The 17962-nt window shown below is 47.1% G+C and carries 11 protein-coding genes; 4 read left to right on the top strand and 7 right to left on the bottom strand.

The features are described from left to right. Nucleotides 1–2: 2 nt before the first annotated feature. Both V7S65_RS07840 and ychF read right to left on the bottom strand, forming a co-directional pair. Nucleotides 3–3329 (bottom strand): HEAT repeat domain-containing protein, encoded by a 3327-nt coding sequence (locus V7S65_RS07840; protein WP_336388627.1) that lies wholly within the window; start codon nucleotides 3327–3329, stop codon nucleotides 3–5. A gap of 168 nt (nucleotides 3330–3497) precedes the next feature. Continuing rightward, nucleotides 3498–4601, bottom strand: a complete 1104-nt coding sequence (gene ychF / locus V7S65_RS07835) for a redox-regulated ATPase YchF (RefSeq protein WP_079467402.1) — start codon at nucleotides 4599–4601, stop codon at nucleotides 3498–3500. Between the two features lie 67 nt (nucleotides 4602–4668). Here ychF and V7S65_RS07830 point away from each other — a divergent pair, with 67 nt between their 5' ends. Continuing rightward, the gene (locus V7S65_RS07830; RefSeq protein WP_111578107.1) at nucleotides 4669–5901 is read left to right on the top strand and encodes a nucleoside recognition domain-containing protein; all 1233 of its coding nucleotides are present in this window, start codon (nucleotides 4669–4671) and stop codon (nucleotides 5899–5901) included. A 273-nt stretch (nucleotides 5902–6174) separates the two neighbouring features. On the opposite strand, the gene V7S65_RS07825 is transcribed toward V7S65_RS07830, so the two are convergent. The 4 genes from V7S65_RS07825 to V7S65_RS07810 form a co-directional block, all read right to left on the bottom strand. Beyond that, a complete protein-coding gene (locus tag V7S65_RS07825; protein WP_079467404.1) occupies nucleotides 6175–6672 on the bottom strand; it encodes a PH domain-containing protein in 498 nt (165 codons plus the stop codon). Between the two features lie 45 nt (nucleotides 6673–6717). Beyond that, nucleotides 6718–7017: a thiamine-binding protein gene (locus tag V7S65_RS07820; RefSeq protein WP_336388628.1), complete on the bottom strand. Its 300-nt coding sequence runs from the start codon at nucleotides 7015–7017 to the stop codon at nucleotides 6718–6720. 340 nt (nucleotides 7018–7357) lie between these two features. After that, on the bottom strand, nucleotides 7358–8155 hold the full coding sequence (locus V7S65_RS07815) for an FkbM family methyltransferase (protein ID WP_336388629.1): 798 nt from the start codon (nucleotides 8153–8155) through the stop codon (nucleotides 7358–7360). Between the two features lie 139 nt (nucleotides 8156–8294). Beyond that, complete coding sequence (locus V7S65_RS07810; protein ID WP_079467407.1) at nucleotides 8295–9815, bottom strand: bifunctional GNAT family N-acetyltransferase/carbon-nitrogen hydrolase family protein; 1521 nt, start codon at nucleotides 9813–9815, stop codon at nucleotides 8295–8297. 166 nt (nucleotides 9816–9981) lie between these two features. On the opposite strand from V7S65_RS07810, the gene V7S65_RS07805 reads away from it, so the two are divergent. Next, nucleotides 9982–11187 (top strand): glycosyltransferase, encoded by a 1206-nt coding sequence (locus tag V7S65_RS07805; protein WP_336388630.1) that lies wholly within the window; start codon nucleotides 9982–9984, stop codon nucleotides 11185–11187. Between the two features lie 2 nt (nucleotides 11188–11189). Then, complete coding sequence (locus V7S65_RS07800) at nucleotides 11190–11804, top strand: acyltransferase (protein WP_079467409.1); 615 nt, start codon at nucleotides 11190–11192, stop codon at nucleotides 11802–11804. Here the strand turns inward: V7S65_RS07800 and V7S65_RS07795 are convergent. Further along, nucleotides 11801–16141, bottom strand: coding sequence for a PKD domain-containing protein (locus V7S65_RS07795; RefSeq protein ID WP_336388631.1), 4341 nt, complete (start codon nucleotides 16139–16141; stop codon nucleotides 11801–11803). The genes V7S65_RS07800 and V7S65_RS07795 overlap by 4 nt on opposite strands. 478 nt (nucleotides 16142–16619) lie before the next feature. On the opposite strand from V7S65_RS07795, the gene V7S65_RS07790 reads away from it, so the two are divergent. Then, a complete protein-coding gene (locus tag V7S65_RS07790; RefSeq protein ID WP_111578103.1) occupies nucleotides 16620–17960 on the top strand; it encodes an oligosaccharide flippase family protein in 1341 nt (446 codons plus the stop codon). Nucleotides 17961–17962 lie beyond the last annotated feature (2 nt).

Raw genomic sequence — 17962 nt, 5'->3', positions numbered from 1 at the left:
TTTTAGGATACTCTAATCGCTGTTGGCACTATTTCAATAGGTAGTTCCACCGCATACCGTTCCTGTATACTGCGCATGATGGCGATACAGCGGGCTTTGTCGCCAATGGCTACTGTAGCAGATATATGCGCAATAATATGACCGATGTAAGTGGCTGCCTCTGTGGATTTCATAGCTTCCTTCTCCAGGAATGCAAAGATCCGTTCCTTTGCAGCGCGGGCCTTATTTACCCGGCTCAGTACCACCCGGAAATAATGTTCCAGCTCCCGCAAAAACACCAGGTTGCCGGCGGCATATTGCTGCAGGTAGTTGGTGGCAAATAACTGCATGCTTTCACTTGGATGCTGGCTAAGTTTCAACAGGTAAGTTTGCCCGTCCTGTTCGCGGAAGAAACGCAGCAGCAGTTCCCTGCCAAATGCCTGTATATCGGGGCGTACACTGTCGGCCACTGCCACCAGTGTTTCCGGCGACCAGTCGTTATCTGTAAACTGCGTCCGGAAAAACTCCATGGCCTCCTGCCGGGTGTCGTCCCATTTTGCATCGAGCATACCGATGGCGGCATCCCTTTCAAAACGGATACGCGCCGCGTTGTTGTAATAGAAATGCCAGCTCCACTCCCTTACTTTCAGCAACTCGTGGTTACCGGCGGCAATCACCTGTTTCAGGGATAAAGCCGATGCCGGGATATACTTATCCAGCACCAGCAATCCGAACTGCTGTGCCGATCTGTAGTTGGCGTACAACAGGCGTAATGCAGTAGCCGTGTCGATGTCCTGTAAATAGTCTACCAGCTCATTGCTGAGAGTGGCTTCAATATCCGCATGCATGCCTTCGGCAGTTTCCTTACGCATGAGCAACGGCACCAGTTCATTGACCAGGTAAACGGCGAGGCGTTTATCCTGCTGCACCAACCGGCTGATGAGGGGACGCACTGCGTTCCGTACATCCGTGTACGTACTTAATAATATATGGAGTACCAGTTCCGGTCTTCTCAACAATTCATCCGTGCCTATTGCTTCCAGCACTCTTACGCCAGCGGTTCTTACCGGCTGGAACTCATTGCTGATGAGGCGCTTCAGCATAGCGTCAGATACTTCGCTGAAGTTAAACTGTCCCTGTTTCAGGAGCAGCAGCCTCGCAGCGAAAGCCTGACCGGCTGGCACGGGGCTTTGCAGCAATGCTTCTATATCCGGCATACCCGTTTCCGTTAGTGCCTCGCGGCAATATTGTTCCAGGATATCGCAGCCGTCGTTGAGGTTTTCATTACCCGCTGGTGTAGATGTTTTCAGCGCCAGCAGTGCAGTAATTGCTTTTGCGCTGAGAACCCGCATCTTATCCAGTGGCAAGTGCACCGGTTTGAGTTGTTTACGGACATAATTACGCACCTCTTTATATGGTGAGAATACCAGCTGCATGAGGAAATCCATGTCCGCAAAGCAAACGGCTTCATTGTCGTTGATCCACTGCAAACCCTGCAGGCGGGCCAGATCCAGTGGGCTCATCACCAATATATATAATAACCGCAACGACGGATTGGCGGGATCATATCTTTCTTTGGCCAGTTCCAGACCAAACATAGATGGAATGGAGAATGCGTTGGCGAGGAGTCCGGCAATCACGCCTTCATCCATTTTATCTTTCAGGGCATTGTAATCCGGGTGGGCTTTCAGTTGCTCCATCGCAAAGATGTGGATCACTTCCATGCGGGCGGATACCAGCAGCTGGATAAAAGCCTGTGGTAACTTTTGCCATAGCGGCAGAAAAGGTACATCGCTCACCGGTTTTGCTGGTGAAGATGCCTGTGTGGCTTTATATTCGGGCGGTACGGCGGATGCGGTGAGGTTCTTCTCCCCACCCAGCCAGCCGAAGAGTTTTTTCAGCAGGCCGCCTTTGTCCTTCGCAGCGTCGGGGTTGGCACCGAGTACCGGTTTCGTTTGTCCCTGTGCGTTAGGTGTTTCCTCGTCTTTGAAAACCCATTCCTTACGATCAGGCGTTAGTTGCAGGTTGGCGGCGTTTCCGCGGAGGATATAGTTGAGGTATACCAACTTCGAGTTAGCCGGGAACTGGCGGTAGAAACTCACGTAGCGGCCATTCACCCAGGTATGTTCCCGGGTCTGGTATTCTTTGGCTGCATCCCTGCTTTCTTCATATTGCAGCAACAGGGCCGTGGCGAGGCGAACGTAATGGTCGTCGTTTTGTTCCCCGAACTGGCGCAGGTTACGGAATACGCGGTAGTGAAGGTAATTACGGGTTCTGTCTGAAAAGGCTACCCTGCTGGTGGGCTTTTTCAGTTCCTTATCTGCCTGTACAGATTCTTCCAGTTCGTGTATGTAAGTGGCAGGAACAAACGGTTTATCGTTGTAATCTATTCTTGTACCCGGATTCCTGAACATGGCATTTTCCCTTTCAAAACGGGCGGCCAGGATGGCAACGATTCCCTGATCGCCGCGTAGTTCCGCCTGTTTGAAGATATGACGGATATGCTGGAACCAGGACGGCCTCAAAGGCAGGTGCATAAGGAGATTGCCAATGGCAATCCTTACTGCGGGCTGTTCAAAGGCTACGATGTATAAGTCTTCCAGCAAAGGATAACTTTGCTCCTGTTGTGTGATCACCCGTTGCTGCAGCAGTGCCAGCAGTTCTTCTGTATTTCCTTTGGCAACTGCCTGCTGGAAAACTTCGGGGAGCCGTTGGAGGTAGGAACGCACATGTTCTGCGCGTTCTTCCGCCGGCAGTACCAGTAACAGGCCGTTGGCGGCCAGCATCCGGATGTTCAGCGGGCGGGAGCTGTTATCGGCATAAGAACGGAGCACCGGTGCTGCGGCGGGATCGGCCGACTTGCCCAGCGCCCAGAGGGCTGCATAGCGTTGCAGTCCGTCGCCTTTTTCCACAAGCTTGATCAGGTAGGGCACTGCTTCCTTTATCTTTTCTTCACCGGCCCGCCATATTACACGGGAGGTTCTCCAGGCAGTTTTAAAGCTGCTTTTCCCTTCCACCGCATCCTGTAATCTTTTCAGGATGGCACGGTGCTTCACATTTTCCACGAGGGTAGTGTCTACCGGTGTAAACGACAGATCCTGAACAGCTTCCTGTTCTCCCAGATAACCTTTACTTCTTTTTTCTTTTTCAAGACCATCGAATATAGTGGTGGCGGCAGATAATGTTACGGGGCTTACTGTTTTGGTGCCGTCTTTCAGCGTACCAAAGCGTTTACCATATCTGAAGTTAACAATATACTGTTCCGGGCCAACTTCACAAAGATCGATTTCATAGGTCTTATCCGAGTTTCCTTCCCGGAAAAAAAGTTTTACGTTCCTGACAATACGCATGAGCTAACATTAAAAATAGGTGGCTAAGCTAATAAAAGAATTTTGAATTCGGAGCGCGGGGGTTATATAATTAATATATGCATATACGTTAGGGGTAACATAGCAACGGGCCGGAAGGCCGGCCCGTCTTTTTGTTGTAACCTTCGTGGATCTTATCCAGAAGTATTTTTAAACGTTGAAACGGAAGTGCATTACATCTCCGTCGGCAACGATGTATTCTTTACCTTCAATACGCAGGCGGCCATTATCACGGGCAGCAGCTTCAGATCCATATTTCACGTAATCTTCGTAGGCAATTACTTCGGCTTTAATAAAGCCTTTCTCAAAATCGGTGTGGATTACGCTGGCGGCCTGTGGTGCTTTCCAGCCTTTATGGATCGTCCAGGCACGTACTTCCTGCACGCCGGCAGTGAAGTAAGTGATCAGTTCCAGCAGGTTATAGGCAGAACGGATTAAGCGGTTCAATCCAGGTTCAGTGAGACCATATTCTCCCAGGAACAATTCTTTATCGGCCGGATCTTCCATTTCGGAGATCTGTGCTTCGATGGTGTTGTTCATGATAATTACCTGTGCATTTTCTGCTTTCACAGATTCCTGGAGGGCCTGTGAAAATTTGTTACCGGTATGAAGGGAGGCTTCATCTACGTTGGCAACGTACAGTACCGGCTTTTCGGTGAGCAGGAACAGGTCGGCAATGGCTACCCGTTCTTCTTTACTAAGACCGAGTTCGCGGATGTTACGGCCTTTCTCCAGGTGTTCCTGGCATCTTTTCAGTATTTCAAATTCGATCTTTGCTTTTGGATCGCCACCGGTTTTAGCCATTTTTTCGGTGCGGGCTACTTTACGCTCCACGCTGTCGAGGTCTTTCAGCTGTAATTCGGTGTCAATGATTTCCTTATCGCTGACAGGGTTGATGTCGCCTTCTTCGCGGAGGATGTTTTCATCTTCAAAACAGCGGATCACGTGCACGATAGCATCTACCTCACGGATATTGGCCAGGAACTTGTTTCCCAGACCTTCTCCTTTGCTGGCGCCTTTTACCAGGCCGGCAATGTCCACAAACTCGATGGTAGTAGGCACCACGCGGTCAGGCTTTACCAGCTCTGCCAGTTTATGCATACGTTCGTCAGGTACGTCCACCTGGCCAACGTTAGGTTCTATAGTACAGAAGCGGTAGTTACTGGCCTGCGCCTTAGCGCTGTTGCTCACCGCATTAAATAAAGTCGATTTTCCTACATTCGGCAATCCTACAATTCCAACTTGCAAAGCCATTTTTTAAAATTTGCGCAAAGATAGGTTTATTTTAGTTTATTTGTTGATTGAATAAACCAATAATCTAATGGCATTAAACTACGTATGGCTGGGATTTTTTCTTATTGCATTTGTTGTAGCACTTTTCAAGTCAGTAGTTTTACATGATGCGTCTATCTTCGGGGAGATCATGAACGGCATGTTTGCCAGTGCTAAAACCGGTGCGGAGATCTCACTGGGACTGGCTGGTATCATGACTTTATGGCTGGGTATCATGCGGATTGGCGAGGTAGCCGGGATGATCAACCGGTTTTCCAGGCTGGTAAACCCTTTCTTTTCCAAGTTGTTCCCGGAAGTGCCCAAAGGGCATCCGGCGATGGGGTCCATGATGATGAACTTCTCCGCCACCATGCTGGGGCTGGACAACGCTGCTACGCCAATGGGACTGAAAGCCATGAAGGAGCTGCAGGAAATCAATCCTAAGCCCGAAGAAGCGAGTAATCCGCAAATCATGTTCCTGGTGCTGAATACTGCCGGCGTGGTATTGATCCCGACTTCTGTTATTGCCATACGGCTGGCCGCAGGCGCGGCTAACCCGGCAGACATCTTCATCCCTACCCTGATATCCACGTTCATGGCTTTTATCATGGGGATGTTTGTGGTTTCCATCTACCAAAAAATCAATCTCTTTAAATTACCTGTGCTGGTATTCCTGACCCTGTTTGCAGGGATCATGGCTGCTTTATATTTTTGGGTACGTAGTTTACCTCCTGCGGAGATAGGCCCTAAAACGGCTTCCCTCGGCGGCGCGATCATTTTCAGCATCGTCATTATTTTCCTGGTGGCGGGGATCGTGAAAAAGATCAATGTATACGATGCCTTTATTGAAGGGGCGAAAGAGGGATTCCAGGTATCTGTAAGAATCATTCCTTACCTGGTGGGTATGCTGGTAGCGATCAGCGTATTCCGGACCACCGGTTGCCTGGACTATATCACCAACGGAATCGGGCTGCTGTTTGCGGCAATGGGGTTCAATACGGATTTTGTGCCTGCCCTGCCGGTAGCTTTTATGAAGCCGCTGAGTGGCGGAGGCGCCCGCGCGCTGATGGTGGATATCCTGAAAACGCACGGACCGGATTCTTTCGTGGGCAAACTGGCCAGCATTATACAGGGTACCACGGAAACCACCTTTTATGTACTGGCAGTGTACTTTGGCTCGGTAAACATCAAGCTTACACGTTATGCCCTGGCCGCCGGACTGATTGCCGACTTCTTTGGCATGCTCTGCGCAATATTACTTGGATATCTCTTCTTCCATTAAATAATATGATAAGGAGTATTGCAGCGGCTGATCCAAAAGTCAAATGAGGCTTGAGGGTCAGCCGCTCTTTTTTAAGCTATTTACATGGATAGTGCATTGATAGTCCATGGGGAGTCCATGAGGAGTGCATGCGAACAGTATAGATAGTGCATGGATGATCCATGATATACGCAAGTCCGGGGCACTGGAGAAGCATTCGGCAAGTAAGGGCGGTCCCACTCCCGGGTAGCCAGGTGATGGAGCCGGAACCCTTTTCAGTTCAGCACGGCTATTTTAAGCAGGTACATTAATAGTGGCATTCACCCGCTTTACAAAATCATCTGCACCGGTAGGGCTGATCAGCCATTTCCTGTTGAGTGATTCTATCAGCACCAGGTTTTCCCGGCTGGTACACCAGCGCTGGTACTTCCCTATTTCACTGGAACGGTAGGTACCGAGGTACCCGAAAATGCCTCCTATTCCCAGTAAGCGGGAGCTTGTGCCGAGGTCTTCTTCCGTAACGCTTCTCAATCTTACCACATCTTCCAGCTGGATAGTGATGCTATGCAGCGGCCGCTTGATAAGTATAGTCGTAGCCGTTAGAATATAATACCGGGGGCTCAGACACCAGGCCACCAGGATGGCTGGTACCAGGATAAACAAAAACATGGTAGTGGTAACGGCATCATGCGAAACATCCGTCATCTGTCTGCATAAAAACACTAGCGTGATAATGATGACCAGGTTCGTTACAATCTTCGAGTTATCATCCAACGGGGCGGCGTATCTCATATTATGGCTCTCCTTTAGTTCGGTGAGTAAGATAAAAAAAAATGGTTATATGCTGTCATACTTCCCTGTTTTTTCTTCAATGGTAACATCCCCGTCTTTTCTTATCTGCATTTTTATATACACTAATAACTGGGATGCACCGGCCTTAAAACATACTTCCTGGGTTTTACGCACTACTTCCATCAGCTCCTCATAGGTTCCTTCCATCACCGTTTCAAAAGGACATACCCTGTATTTTACACCGGAATCTTTAATCACTGCAATTGCTTCGTCAACTACCGCATATACCTGTTCTGAAGGCACCGAAGGAATGATTTGCAGTGCTAAATTGATCTTATGGCTCATCTTTTTACTATTTTTTAATTTTATGGTTATCAGTTGATTAAAACAACATGTCTACAGTAATGGTTCAATTAAAACCTCCTTTTTCCGGGCGTAATTTATTACGAACAAGGGAAAACAGGTTGTTTTAGTTATAGCGTTCATTTAATTAAATCTCTCAATTTATTAATTATCAATAACTAAAGAAGAAATATTTTACATGATTTTCATTATTTAAAATCATTGTACGTTTCATTATACATAACAAATAAAAAATATCTGTTTAACGCCTATAAGGTGGTAAAACTACGAAAGGCAATACACAAATGAACATGTATTGCCCTTATCATCCTAAAGAAACTGATTATATTTTTGTAGCCAGGTAGTTAAACTGGTCTATCCGGTCGAAAGTAAAATTGGCCAGTGAGCTCAACTTATCATTTACAGTATTGTCACCTTCATAGCGCTCAAAAATGATACGCAGGTGTTCAGCTTTGCTGATAAAATTCCGTGCTCCTTCCAGCACTTCTGTCTCCATTCCTTCCACATCCAGCTTAACAATGATCTTACCGCGCAGGTCAAATCCCAGTTCGGGGATCAGGTCATCGAGTTTTTCGATAGGGATATTACCTTCCTTGTCACTATCCCTGTCGATATAACTTGACCCGGTAACGGTACTCATAATATTGAAGTTCACCTTTTCCTGCTTGCTACCAAGACCGCAGGCATAAAGTTTCACCTTATCTTCCACATGATTGAGCCGGATGTTTTCCTGAACGGCTTTATAATTTACAGGTTCAAAGGCAACGCAGGGGATTCCTTTTCCGGCCAGCCAGACATCATATTCGCCGATACAGGCGCCAATATCAATGAACCCGTCGATGTTCCTGTTTTCCACCTGCTCCTTGAGGAAGTCGCGCACCCGCTTCTCGTAGGCGTAATTAATAAACTGAAAGTCAGTAGTACCTCCGCGGATCCGGAAAAGTCCCATCGCTGATTTTGCCTTCCACTCGCTCAGAGAGGGTTTGTTTAATAAAACGAGTTTAAGGGACGCCTGAAGGGATTTCCAGTCGTTATACCGGATATACTCACTAAAATAGGCAAGATACTGCCTGTACTTGGATACATTCTTCCAGGAAGGATAATAGGCTTGATCTTTCATAACTTAGGGGTTTTACACTGAATTTAAAACTAAAAAAGGATAACAGCAAGCCTCCGCAAGCCGTTACCCTATTTATTTTCAGGACTCAAATTACATCCATTTATAATTCAAAAATCCTCCTTATTTATATGTCTAATTATCACTTCTTTTTATAATTCACTTCATACAAATCCCGCCGGATATCCTTTTTAGTTTGTACGCTTCCAAAGGCGTGTAATTCTTTCAGCAATACCAGGTCCACGTCAGCGATAACCACCATTTCGGTGTTTGGCGTTGATTCTGCTTTTATACCGGTTACGGGAAACGCAAAATCCGATGGGGTAAACACGCAGGATTGCGCATACTGCAGGTCCATATTATTTACCTTCGGCAAATTACCGATACAGCCGGCTATGGCAACATAGCACTCATTTTCAACGGCCCTTGCCTGTGCGCAGAACCGCACCCGGTTATAGGCATGCTGCGTATCGGTCATAAAAGGAACGAACAGGATCTGCATGCCCTGTTCCGCCAGGATACGGGAAGGCTCCGGGAACTCCACATCATAGCAGATCTGGATCCCTATTTTGCCGCAATCCGTATCAAACACCTTGATATCACTTCCCCCCTTGATTCCCCAGGCAGCTACCTCACCGGGAGTTGGATGGATCTTGATATATTGCTCGTAAGTACCATCCCGGCGGCAGAGGTAGGAAATGTTGTAGAGTACCTCATCGATCACAATAGGCATGCTCCCCGAAATGATATTTACATTATAGGCTACTGCATGCTGCTGGAATATTTCCCTTAACTGCTCTGTGTATTGGGCCACTCCCCTGATAGCCCCGGCGGGGTCCATCTGGTTAAACTCTTTCATCAGCGGGGAGTTGAAGAGTTCCGGGAAAACAACAAAGTCTGATCCATAGTCGCTTACCGCGTCAATGAAATATTCCACCTGTTGCAGGAAACCATCCAGGCTGCCATAATCGCGCATCTGCCATTGTACCAGCCCTATGCGTACCGTTGATTTGTTGTACCGGATAGTGTCCTGGTCTTTTTCATAATAGATATTGAACCACTGCAGCAGCGTGGCAAAGCCTTTGGAGGCCTCGTCGTTGGGCAGGTAGTTCTTCAGGATCTTCTTTACAGTGAAATCATTCGAAAACTGGAAAGTGAGCGTGGGATCATAAATTTCCCGGTCCTGTACCTTCTCGATATACTCCCTGGGCGACATCCGGTCGGAGAACTTTTCAAAATTGGGTATGCGTCCACCGGCCACTATCCCCTGCAGGTTTAGTTGTTCGCAGAGATTTTTACGGGCATCGTATAACCGGCGGGCCAGTCTTTTCCCCCGATAGTCGGGATGTACGAAAACCTCGATTCCATACAACGTATCCCCTTTGGGGTTGTGTGTGTTAAAAGTATAGTACCCGGTGATCTGCTCATAGGTATGACTATCCCCGAATTTTTCATAGTCCACTATAATAGCCAGCGCGCAACCTACTACTTTATCATTGACCGTAACCGCTATCTGCCCTTCCGGGAAAAGCTTGATGAGCCGCTGTATAGTTGGCTCCCGCCAGTAACTGCCGGCCATATCGGCATAGGCGGACACCATAGATTCTTTCAGGTCCAGGTAATCCTCGACGGTCAATGTTCTTATTTCTACTGTTTCTGACATAGCCTCTTTTTTTATAGAACGATTCTTATCGTAATACTTCAATAATATCGATTTTTTTTATTTACTTTGTATTTAAGTTAGCAACTTCAATATTTAACCATCCCCAACGGCAGACCTGCACATTTAATTCAAGAAACCGTTATACATCATCTACACCTTTGCTATCGTGCCTTTAATTCAAAACAGAGATATCGTTGTAATAGGGCTGCAACAATGGTACACCACTATTGGAAGCAACTGTAAAAATATTGCGCTGGAATTCGCCCGGCATAACAGGGTATTATATGTTAATGCTCCGCTGGACAGAAATACCCTTATGACGGGGAGACAAGATCCGCATGTGCAATACCAGCTGAATGCCATCCATAAAAAAGTTCCGGGTATTGTTCCCATCAGTGACAACCTCTGGAACTATTATCCATCTGCCATACTGGAGTCTATTAACTGGCTCCCTTTTACACCATTATTTTCCTGGTTTAACAAGCGGAATAACAGAAAGTTTGCAGACAGTATTATGGAGGCTGTCCGGGAAATGAATTTCAAAGACATCATTTTATTTAATGATAATGACATCTTCCGGGGCTTTTATCTCAAAGAAATGCTACGGCCTTCCAGCTATGTATACTACAGCAGGGATTACCTCCTGGGCGTGCCCTACTGGAAAAAGCACGGGCTGCGGCTTGAACCACAACACATCGCCAAGGCCGATGCCGCGGTAGCCAATTCCTTATATCTCAAAGAAATGCTGCAGCAGTATAATCCTTCCAGCTATTATGTTGGACAGGGATGTGACCTCCGGCTTTTCAATGCGGCCGACAAACACCCTGTTCCGGATGATGTGCCAACAGGAAAAGGCCCCATCATTGGTTACGTGGGCGCGCTTAAATCGCTGCGGCTGGATATCTCCGTTTTGGTAAAGATAGCCAGTGAAAGACCGGGATGGCAGCTGGTACTGGTTGGTCCGGAAGATGATGACTTCAAAGCCTCCGAACTCCACCGCCTTCCCAACGTTTATTTTACAGGACATAAAGATCTGTCGCAGCTTCCTGCCTATGTGCAGTCTTTTGATGTATGCCTTAATCCACAGGTGATCAATGAAGTAACGGCAGGTAATTACCCGTTGAAAATTGACGAGTACCTTGCAATGGGTAAGCCGGTAGTAGCAACCGCCACTAAAACCATGGAGTTGTTCAGGGAACATGTTTACCTGGCAGCTACACCGGACGACTATGTTCCACTGATTGAAAAAGCACTGTCAGAAAATGCAGATCCGGGATTGGCCACTGAACGTATCCGCTTTGCCGGTACACATACCTGGGAGAATTCCGTTGCGGCCATTTATCAGGCGATCTTAAACTCCAGCGGTAATTGATTATGAGTATAAAAGACAAACTGAAACAACACCCGGGTTTGAAGAAACTGGCTTTGTACCTGCTGATGCCAAAGCATCAGGCCCGTCCACGCCTGTGGGTGCGGTTATTTATCAACCCCTTCATCCATAAAAAGGGAAAGGGTTCCCTCATAAGAAGACGCACACGGATGGACGTGTTGCCATTTAATACGTTTACCCTCGGAAGTTACTCCACGATAGAAGATTTTGCTACGGTAAATAATGGCATGGGTGCGGTGATTATTGGCAACCATGTAAGGATCGGGATAGGTAATGTGTTAATTGGCCCGGTTCGTATAGGCGACAATGTTATACTGGCACAGAACATTGTGTTATCCGGTTTAAATCATGGTTACCAGGATCCTGATGTTCCTATTGCGTTGCAGCCCTGCACCGTTGGAGAAATTGTTGTAGAAGCAGATTGCTGGATTGGCGCCAACAGCGTTATTACCGCAGGAGTAACCATCGGACGCCATGCTGTAGTAGCAGGCGGCAGTGTGGTTACCAAAGACGTTCCTCCTTTTACAATAGTGGCGGGCAACCCTGCCCGCCCTATACGTCAATATCAGCCATCCAGTGGTACCTGGGAAAAAATCTAGTTGGTTACTTTTATAAAACGTCCTTTCTTATTATAGCTGCTGTCTTCCGACTTCACATCCACTATAAAATGTCCGTTTGATAAATTGCTGATGTTTACTTCTGTCTGGAATGAATCCGGAGTAGTATACCTCATCTGTTGCTGCATGCGGCCATTCATGTCGAAAATCCTCACTTGCAGAGGCGTTGCGCCGCTCCTCACAATCCGTAAGCGGATGTATTGCGTGGCCGGATTCGGGAATATACCCAATGAATCTTCCGTATGACTGACGATGTCGTTGCCAAGTACGGTCAAGTTAAAGGTAGTGGTAGCGGTAGCGCCCCTGTCGTCCGTAACGGTAAGCCTGAACTGGTATTTACCGGCATTGAGGCTGTTGATCAGTGTTTGCACCTGATCCGGGCTTTTTAAATTTGCGGTGGCGGGTCCTTCTACCTGTGACCATTCATACTTCACAATATTGCCATCGGGATCATAAGAAGAGCTGCCATCCGCGATGAATGAATTCATTGGCTGCTGAATGCTTCTGTCGCCCTGCGTTTGGGCTACCGGCGCCTTATTTTCCAGGGGCAATACAGTGATGTTTACTGAAGCGGTAGCAGTGGCGCCGTTGTTATCGGTTACCGTTAACCGGAACGTATAAGTTCCCGTCTGCAGGTTGGTTGCATTTGTTTTTGAAGCATTGGCAGCGGAAAGATTGCCCCCGGCAGGACCGGCGGTCTTTTCCCACAACCAGGTAACTATTTGTCCGTCGGCATCAGCGGAGGCGCTGCCATCCAGGGCGGCGCTGCTTACCGGCAGCTGAATCTGTATGTCGCTGCCTGCAACCGCTACGGGCGGGTTATTAACCGGAGCCGCTGTTACCGTAATGTTTACAGTAGCTGTGCTGGTAGCGCCGTTATTATCGGTTACCGTTAACCGGAACGTAAAAGTTCCTGCCTGTAGATTGGTAACATTTGTTTTTGCGGCGTTGGCGGCGGAGAGGTTTCCTCCTGCAGGACCGGCGGTCTTTTCCCACAACCAGGTAACTATTTGTCCGTCGGCATCGCTGGAGGCGCTGCCATCCAGGGCGGCGCTGCTTACCGGCAGCTGAATCTGTATGTCGCTGCCTGCAACGGCTACGGGCGGATTATTAACCGGGGCCGCTGTTACCGTAATGTTTACAGTAGCTGTGCTGGTGGCGCCGTTGTTATCGGTTACCGTTAACCGGAACGTATAAGTTCCTGCCTGTAGATTGGTAACATTTGTTTTTGCGGCGTTGGCGGCGGAGAGGTTTCCTCCAGCAGGACCGGCAGTTTTTTCCCACAACCAGGTAACTATTTGTCCATCGGCATCAGCGGAGGCGCTGCCATCCAATGCAGCGCTGCTTACCGGCAGCTGAATAGCTATATCATTTCCTGCATCTGCCACCGGCGATTGATTGGGCGCTGCCGCCAGTACCAGGACAGTTACGGTGGCGGTAGCGGTGGCGTTACTATTGTCGGTAACTGTAAGCTGATAGGTATATGTACCGGCAGACAGGTTACTCACAGTTGTTTTAGCAGCTCCGGCACTTGCCAGGTCGCCACCTGCGGGACCGGCAGTTTTTTGCCACAACCAGCTAACGATCTGCCCATCGGTGTCTGCGGAACTGCTGCCATCAAGCGCAGTAGTGTTTACCGGCAACTGGATCTGTATAGTTTTCCCGGCATTGGCTACCGGCGGTTTATTGGCGGCTGCCAATACGGTAATGTTTACCGAGGCGGTATCCTTTGCACCTGAGTTATCGGTGATGATGAGGCGGTAGGTATAGTTACCCGCTACCAGGTTGCTTACATTTGTTTTTGCGGCATTCGCGGCGGAAAGGTCTCCCCCGGAAGGACCCGCAGTTTTTGCCCAGGCCCATGTAGTTATTTGTCCGTCGGCATCAGTAGAGGCGCTGCCATCCAGTGAAGTACTGTTTACAGGTAACTGCACCTGGATATTGCTCCCTGCATTGGCCACCGGTGGCTTATTGGCAGCGGGTTTCACGGTAACGGTGATGCTGTCGCTATCAGTCAGCCCTTTATCATCGGTGATGGTTAAGGCATAAACGTAGGTTCCCGCAGTGAGACCCGTTACATTTGTTTTAACCACATTGGGGCTCACGATGGTTCCCGCGGTGGGGCCACTGATCTTCTTCCACGCATAGCTTTGAATGGTGCTGCCACCGGAAGCGGCAGACGAGGCGCCATCCAGCGTTACATAATCTATGGGTAAGGTAATGGTAACATCGCCGCCGGCATTTGAAACGGGCGGTGAGGTGGTACTGGTTTTCAATTCAAAGGCGCCCACATCATATTTACTTTGCTGCGGCCGCGCGGTATTATCAAAATCTGTTTTCAGGGTGAAGTCAGACATATCCCTGCCGGTATTCACTGCAGTTGAAGTAGATAACAGCCGGTAATTTTTCGCGGCACCGTCTACAAATTTAGCGGAAGCCACATCTGTATAACAGATGTTATTGCTGGCAGTTAATTTAATAGGCTGATCCCCTTTAATATACATCCCCTTTGAAGGAAAATCGTAGGCTGTTCCTGTTTCCACCAGCAGGTTGTTATATACCTGGTGCCCGATGGGCGTCTGGTAAGCAAATATTTTTATACCATTCTTACCTGCGTCTGTATTAACGATGGTGTTATTATAGATAATAGCGGCAGGCGGAGGAAATACATCCGGGGTGGTATTATCCGGAATTTTATCTGCCACATTAATCCCTTCATAAAAAATATCAGAGATCACATTGTTATATATCTCGCTTACTCCTGAACCGAAAACCGTAACACCAGGCATATAGCCGGTAGTGATGGTATTGTTATACACTTTCAGGGCAGAGCCGGAACCAATGAGGATTCCATAACCATGTGCGGAATTCTTTGAAGTGGCGTAGTTTACCAGGCGGTTATTGAATACACGGTTGTCACCATTTTTAGTCATGGAGATCTGTAATCCGTCGCTGCCAATATTTTCCAGGTCGTTGTCGTATACCCAGAGGTTTTCAATCCAGTGCGACTTCATATCAACACAGGTACCTTCCGTCCAGTAATAGTGTGTGTTACCGATATAGAAACCTTCGCCGGTGGAGTTGCGGCATTTAATGTGATGGAGTTTCACATTCTTCATTACAAAGCTGCCTTCCAGGTATTGTGGCTGGGCGCAGGTTTGCAGGGTTTTAGCCTGTAACAGGATGTTGCCGTCATGGATATAAATATTATGCACATCAAAATCGGAAGCGCCTACACCCAGTGTAAGACCGAATATTTTAAGGCCGTTGATATTTGTACCATTCAGGTCGAAACCAAATTCATAATTTTTATCTCCGCTCCCGCTTATCTCTACAAACCGGCAGGTAGGTGCATTAAACACGGCTGCTGTACCCTGGTTCTTTACCCCGAGCTTTACCTGTCCGCCGCAGTTGATGATAACAATGGGTTTCGCGGCTGTTCCGGTCAGGTTACCGAGATGCAGATACTCATATTCTCCTGCAGGAATACACAACGTGTCACCGGGACTTACGTTAAATGTTTTCATGGCATCCGGATAATATATTTCTGCGCGTCCGTTGGCGGTGTTGCTCATTGGCACTACAATACGCTTGCCTCCTGTAACGGGTGGCGGTGTTACCACTCCTCCCTGCGTGTACTGGAGCATCCACTCATACATATTTTTACCATCTTCCTTTGTGGCAGGATCATAGGCTTTGGTCCATGCATCGTGTGAAGTGGAACTATAAATAGACAATTTAGCCAGCGGATTGGGAGCCGGCACGGTGGCGTTGATATATTTTACCCAGTTCTTTGAATAATCGGAAGGTACGGTGGGATCGCCATCGTTATGGAATACCCATAAAGGTGTATTGTTGGAGGCCACTACGCCGGCATAGGCGGTAGTGGGTGGATACATGCCGCAAACCGGAGCTGCAGCTGCAAATGCTTTTGCTTTTGTTTTATCTTCACAGAGTGCGCCCCATGTTAATCCACCTCCCATGCTTAAACCTGTGATATAAATGCGGGAAGGATCAATATCATATTTTGTAAGAAGATAATTCTTAAACAGCGTCACATCTCCGGAACCCGGCCATGTGTTGAACTGAGGGGATATTACTATAAATGAAAAAGTTTGATTGTTTACGGTGAAGGTGGTGGGAAATCTACCATCATTGATTACCCGGGGAAGACCATTTCTCAACACAGAAGATAAGGGAGATCCATAGCTGGCCAGTTCGCCGTTACCATGAAAGAAAATGATCAGGGGATATTTCTTACCACTTCCGGGCGTATAGCCGGCGGGAAGATATTCATAGAAGCCTTTGATATTGGACATCGAAGGATCACTAAAAGAACGCGCCGTTTGCACCTGGCCTGAAACAGGGACTAATCCAAAACAGGATACTAACAATATAGCAGCGCCTAGCCTATAAATACTGCGGCAAAAAAATTGCCTTAGCAATAGCAGATGGTTTATCATATAAATATATGGCTTGTGCAATGGTTTTAAAAGTCTATCCTCATAGTCATTACTTAAAAGTTCCCGGAAAAAGGGTTTTTATTATTGCAAAGAAAGCTTTTTTTTAATTCACATAATGAAAAAAAATAACATATATCACTACAATAAATAAAGTATAAATATTTTATATCTATATTTATTTGTTTATTTTCAATCTATCCTTCAATGCGATGCTAATAATTCTAAATAAAAAAACTACCTTTGTTATTCCAGGCATTGAATATTCCTCCTTTTTTAACCTCATCCTGTAAAAAGACCATTATTTTTCATACAATTTGACTGTAATTAATGGTTCATGGCATTTAGACTTTTAGCTGTTGTCCGAAACAGGCATTTCCATTCCCTTCTTGGAAATGTAATAATGGCCTTTTTCAACGTACTTTCCTTTGCATTACTGGTTAGAATGCTTTCCCTGAGCGCATTTGGGGAATGGGTATTATTTCTGGCCACTTATAATATCCTGGATCAGATACGCACCGCCATGCTGCAATCCGGCATTATCAAGTTCAGCGCAGGAACAGATATTGCTGTCAGCAGGCAGGTAACAGGAGCTGCCTGGTATATTTCCCTGTTGCTCACCTTTTCTTTTATCGTGCTTTCCTTTTTGGTATATGCGATTGCCTATCCCTATTTCAGCGCCACGTGGCACTTCTTCCTGGGCTGGCTCGGAGTGATGACTTTATTTTCGCTGCCTTTTAACTTTGCCACCTGGGTGTTGCAGGCAGCGCACAGGTTTGATAAAATTGTGCAGATACGTATGCTGCAGAACGGGTCTTTCATGGTTTTGCTCGGCGCCCTGTTCTTTATGAAACAGGTAACATTGCACAACGTGTTGTATACTTATTCGCTGTCACTGCTGATCACCAGTATTTACTGCATGATATTCCGGTGGACGGCCTTAACTACGATGGCTGCCAGAACAAAGGCCCAGGCAATAGAATTGTATCATTACGGACGGTTGATAGTAGGCAGTATGGTTTCTTCTGCCTTTTTGAATTACTCCGATAACCTGGTACTCAGAACAATGCTTAATCCCGCTGCCGTAGCGGTTTACAGCATCCCCCAGAAATTCATGGAGGTGATTGAAATTATATTGAGAAGTTTTGTGGCTACTTCGCAACCCACTATTTCTGCTGCCGCCAACCGGAACGACTGGAAAGAAGTATCGCGTGCCTTTTGCCGGTACACCGGTACCGTTACAATTCTGATTCTTCCTTTTGTGATCGGACTGCTTTTATTTACCAAACCCCTGATTCTTTTACTCGCCGCAAAGGCTTATCTGCCGGCTACAGATATTGTACGGATATTCCTGTTTTCGGCCATCCTCTATCCTATCGACCGGTTTATTGGGGTTACGTTGGATATGATCAATAAACCGCTGATTAATTTCTACAAAAATCTTATCAAACTGATACTGAATATTGTGCTGGATGTTGTACTGGTATTACTTTTTGCAGATATCCGCGCGGTCGCTATCGCTTCTTCTCTGAATCTTTTATTTGCGGTAATCTTTGGATATATTTTCCTCCGGCGTTATCTTCCCGCAGTGAATCTGAAAAGCATATGGCGTTATGGCTGGCTTGAATGCAAAATGTTATTGTCAAAAATAAAACTGTTCCGTTTGCAGTATAAATAATC

Origin of the sequence: Chitinophaga sp. CCNWYY40, from assembly GCF_037483205.1 — a bacterium.
GTDB lineage: Bacteria > Bacteroidota > Bacteroidia > Chitinophagales > Chitinophagaceae > Chitinophaga > Chitinophaga ginsengisegetis.
Note: the sequence above shows the minus strand (reverse complement) of the source record. Positions and strands in the feature narration are given on the sequence as shown.

What these genes read in the sequence shown, in the direction of transcription:
- V7S65_RS07840 (WP_336388627.1), bottom strand. Translation starts at nt 3,329, where the DNA reads ATGCGTATTGTCAGGAACGTAAAACTTTTTTTCCGGGAAGGAAACTCG.
- ychF (WP_079467402.1), bottom strand. Translation starts at nt 4,601, where the DNA reads ATGGCTTTGCAAGTTGGAATTGTAGGATTGCCGAATGTAGGAAAATCG.
- V7S65_RS07830 (WP_111578107.1), top strand. Translation starts at nt 4,669, where the DNA reads ATGGCATTAAACTACGTATGGCTGGGATTTTTTCTTATTGCATTTGTT.
- V7S65_RS07825 (WP_079467404.1), bottom strand. Translation starts at nt 6,672, where the DNA reads ATGAGATACGCCGCCCCGTTGGATGATAACTCGAAGATTGTAACGAAC.
- V7S65_RS07820 (WP_336388628.1), bottom strand. Translation starts at nt 7,017, where the DNA reads ATGAGCCATAAGATCAATTTAGCACTGCAAATCATTCCTTCGGTGCCT.
- V7S65_RS07815 (WP_336388629.1), bottom strand. Translation starts at nt 8,155, where the DNA reads ATGAAAGATCAAGCCTATTATCCTTCCTGGAAGAATGTATCCAAGTAC.
- V7S65_RS07810 (WP_079467407.1), bottom strand. Translation starts at nt 9,815, where the DNA reads ATGTCAGAAACAGTAGAAATAAGAACATTGACCGTCGAGGATTACCTG.
- V7S65_RS07800 (WP_079467409.1), top strand. Translation starts at nt 11,190, where the DNA reads ATGAGTATAAAAGACAAACTGAAACAACACCCGGGTTTGAAGAAACTG.
- V7S65_RS07795 (WP_336388631.1), bottom strand. Translation starts at nt 16,141, where the DNA reads ATGTCCAATATCAAAGGCTTCTATGAATATCTTCCCGCCGGCTATACG.
- V7S65_RS07790 (WP_111578103.1), top strand. Translation starts at nt 16,620, where the DNA reads ATGGCATTTAGACTTTTAGCTGTTGTCCGAAACAGGCATTTCCATTCC.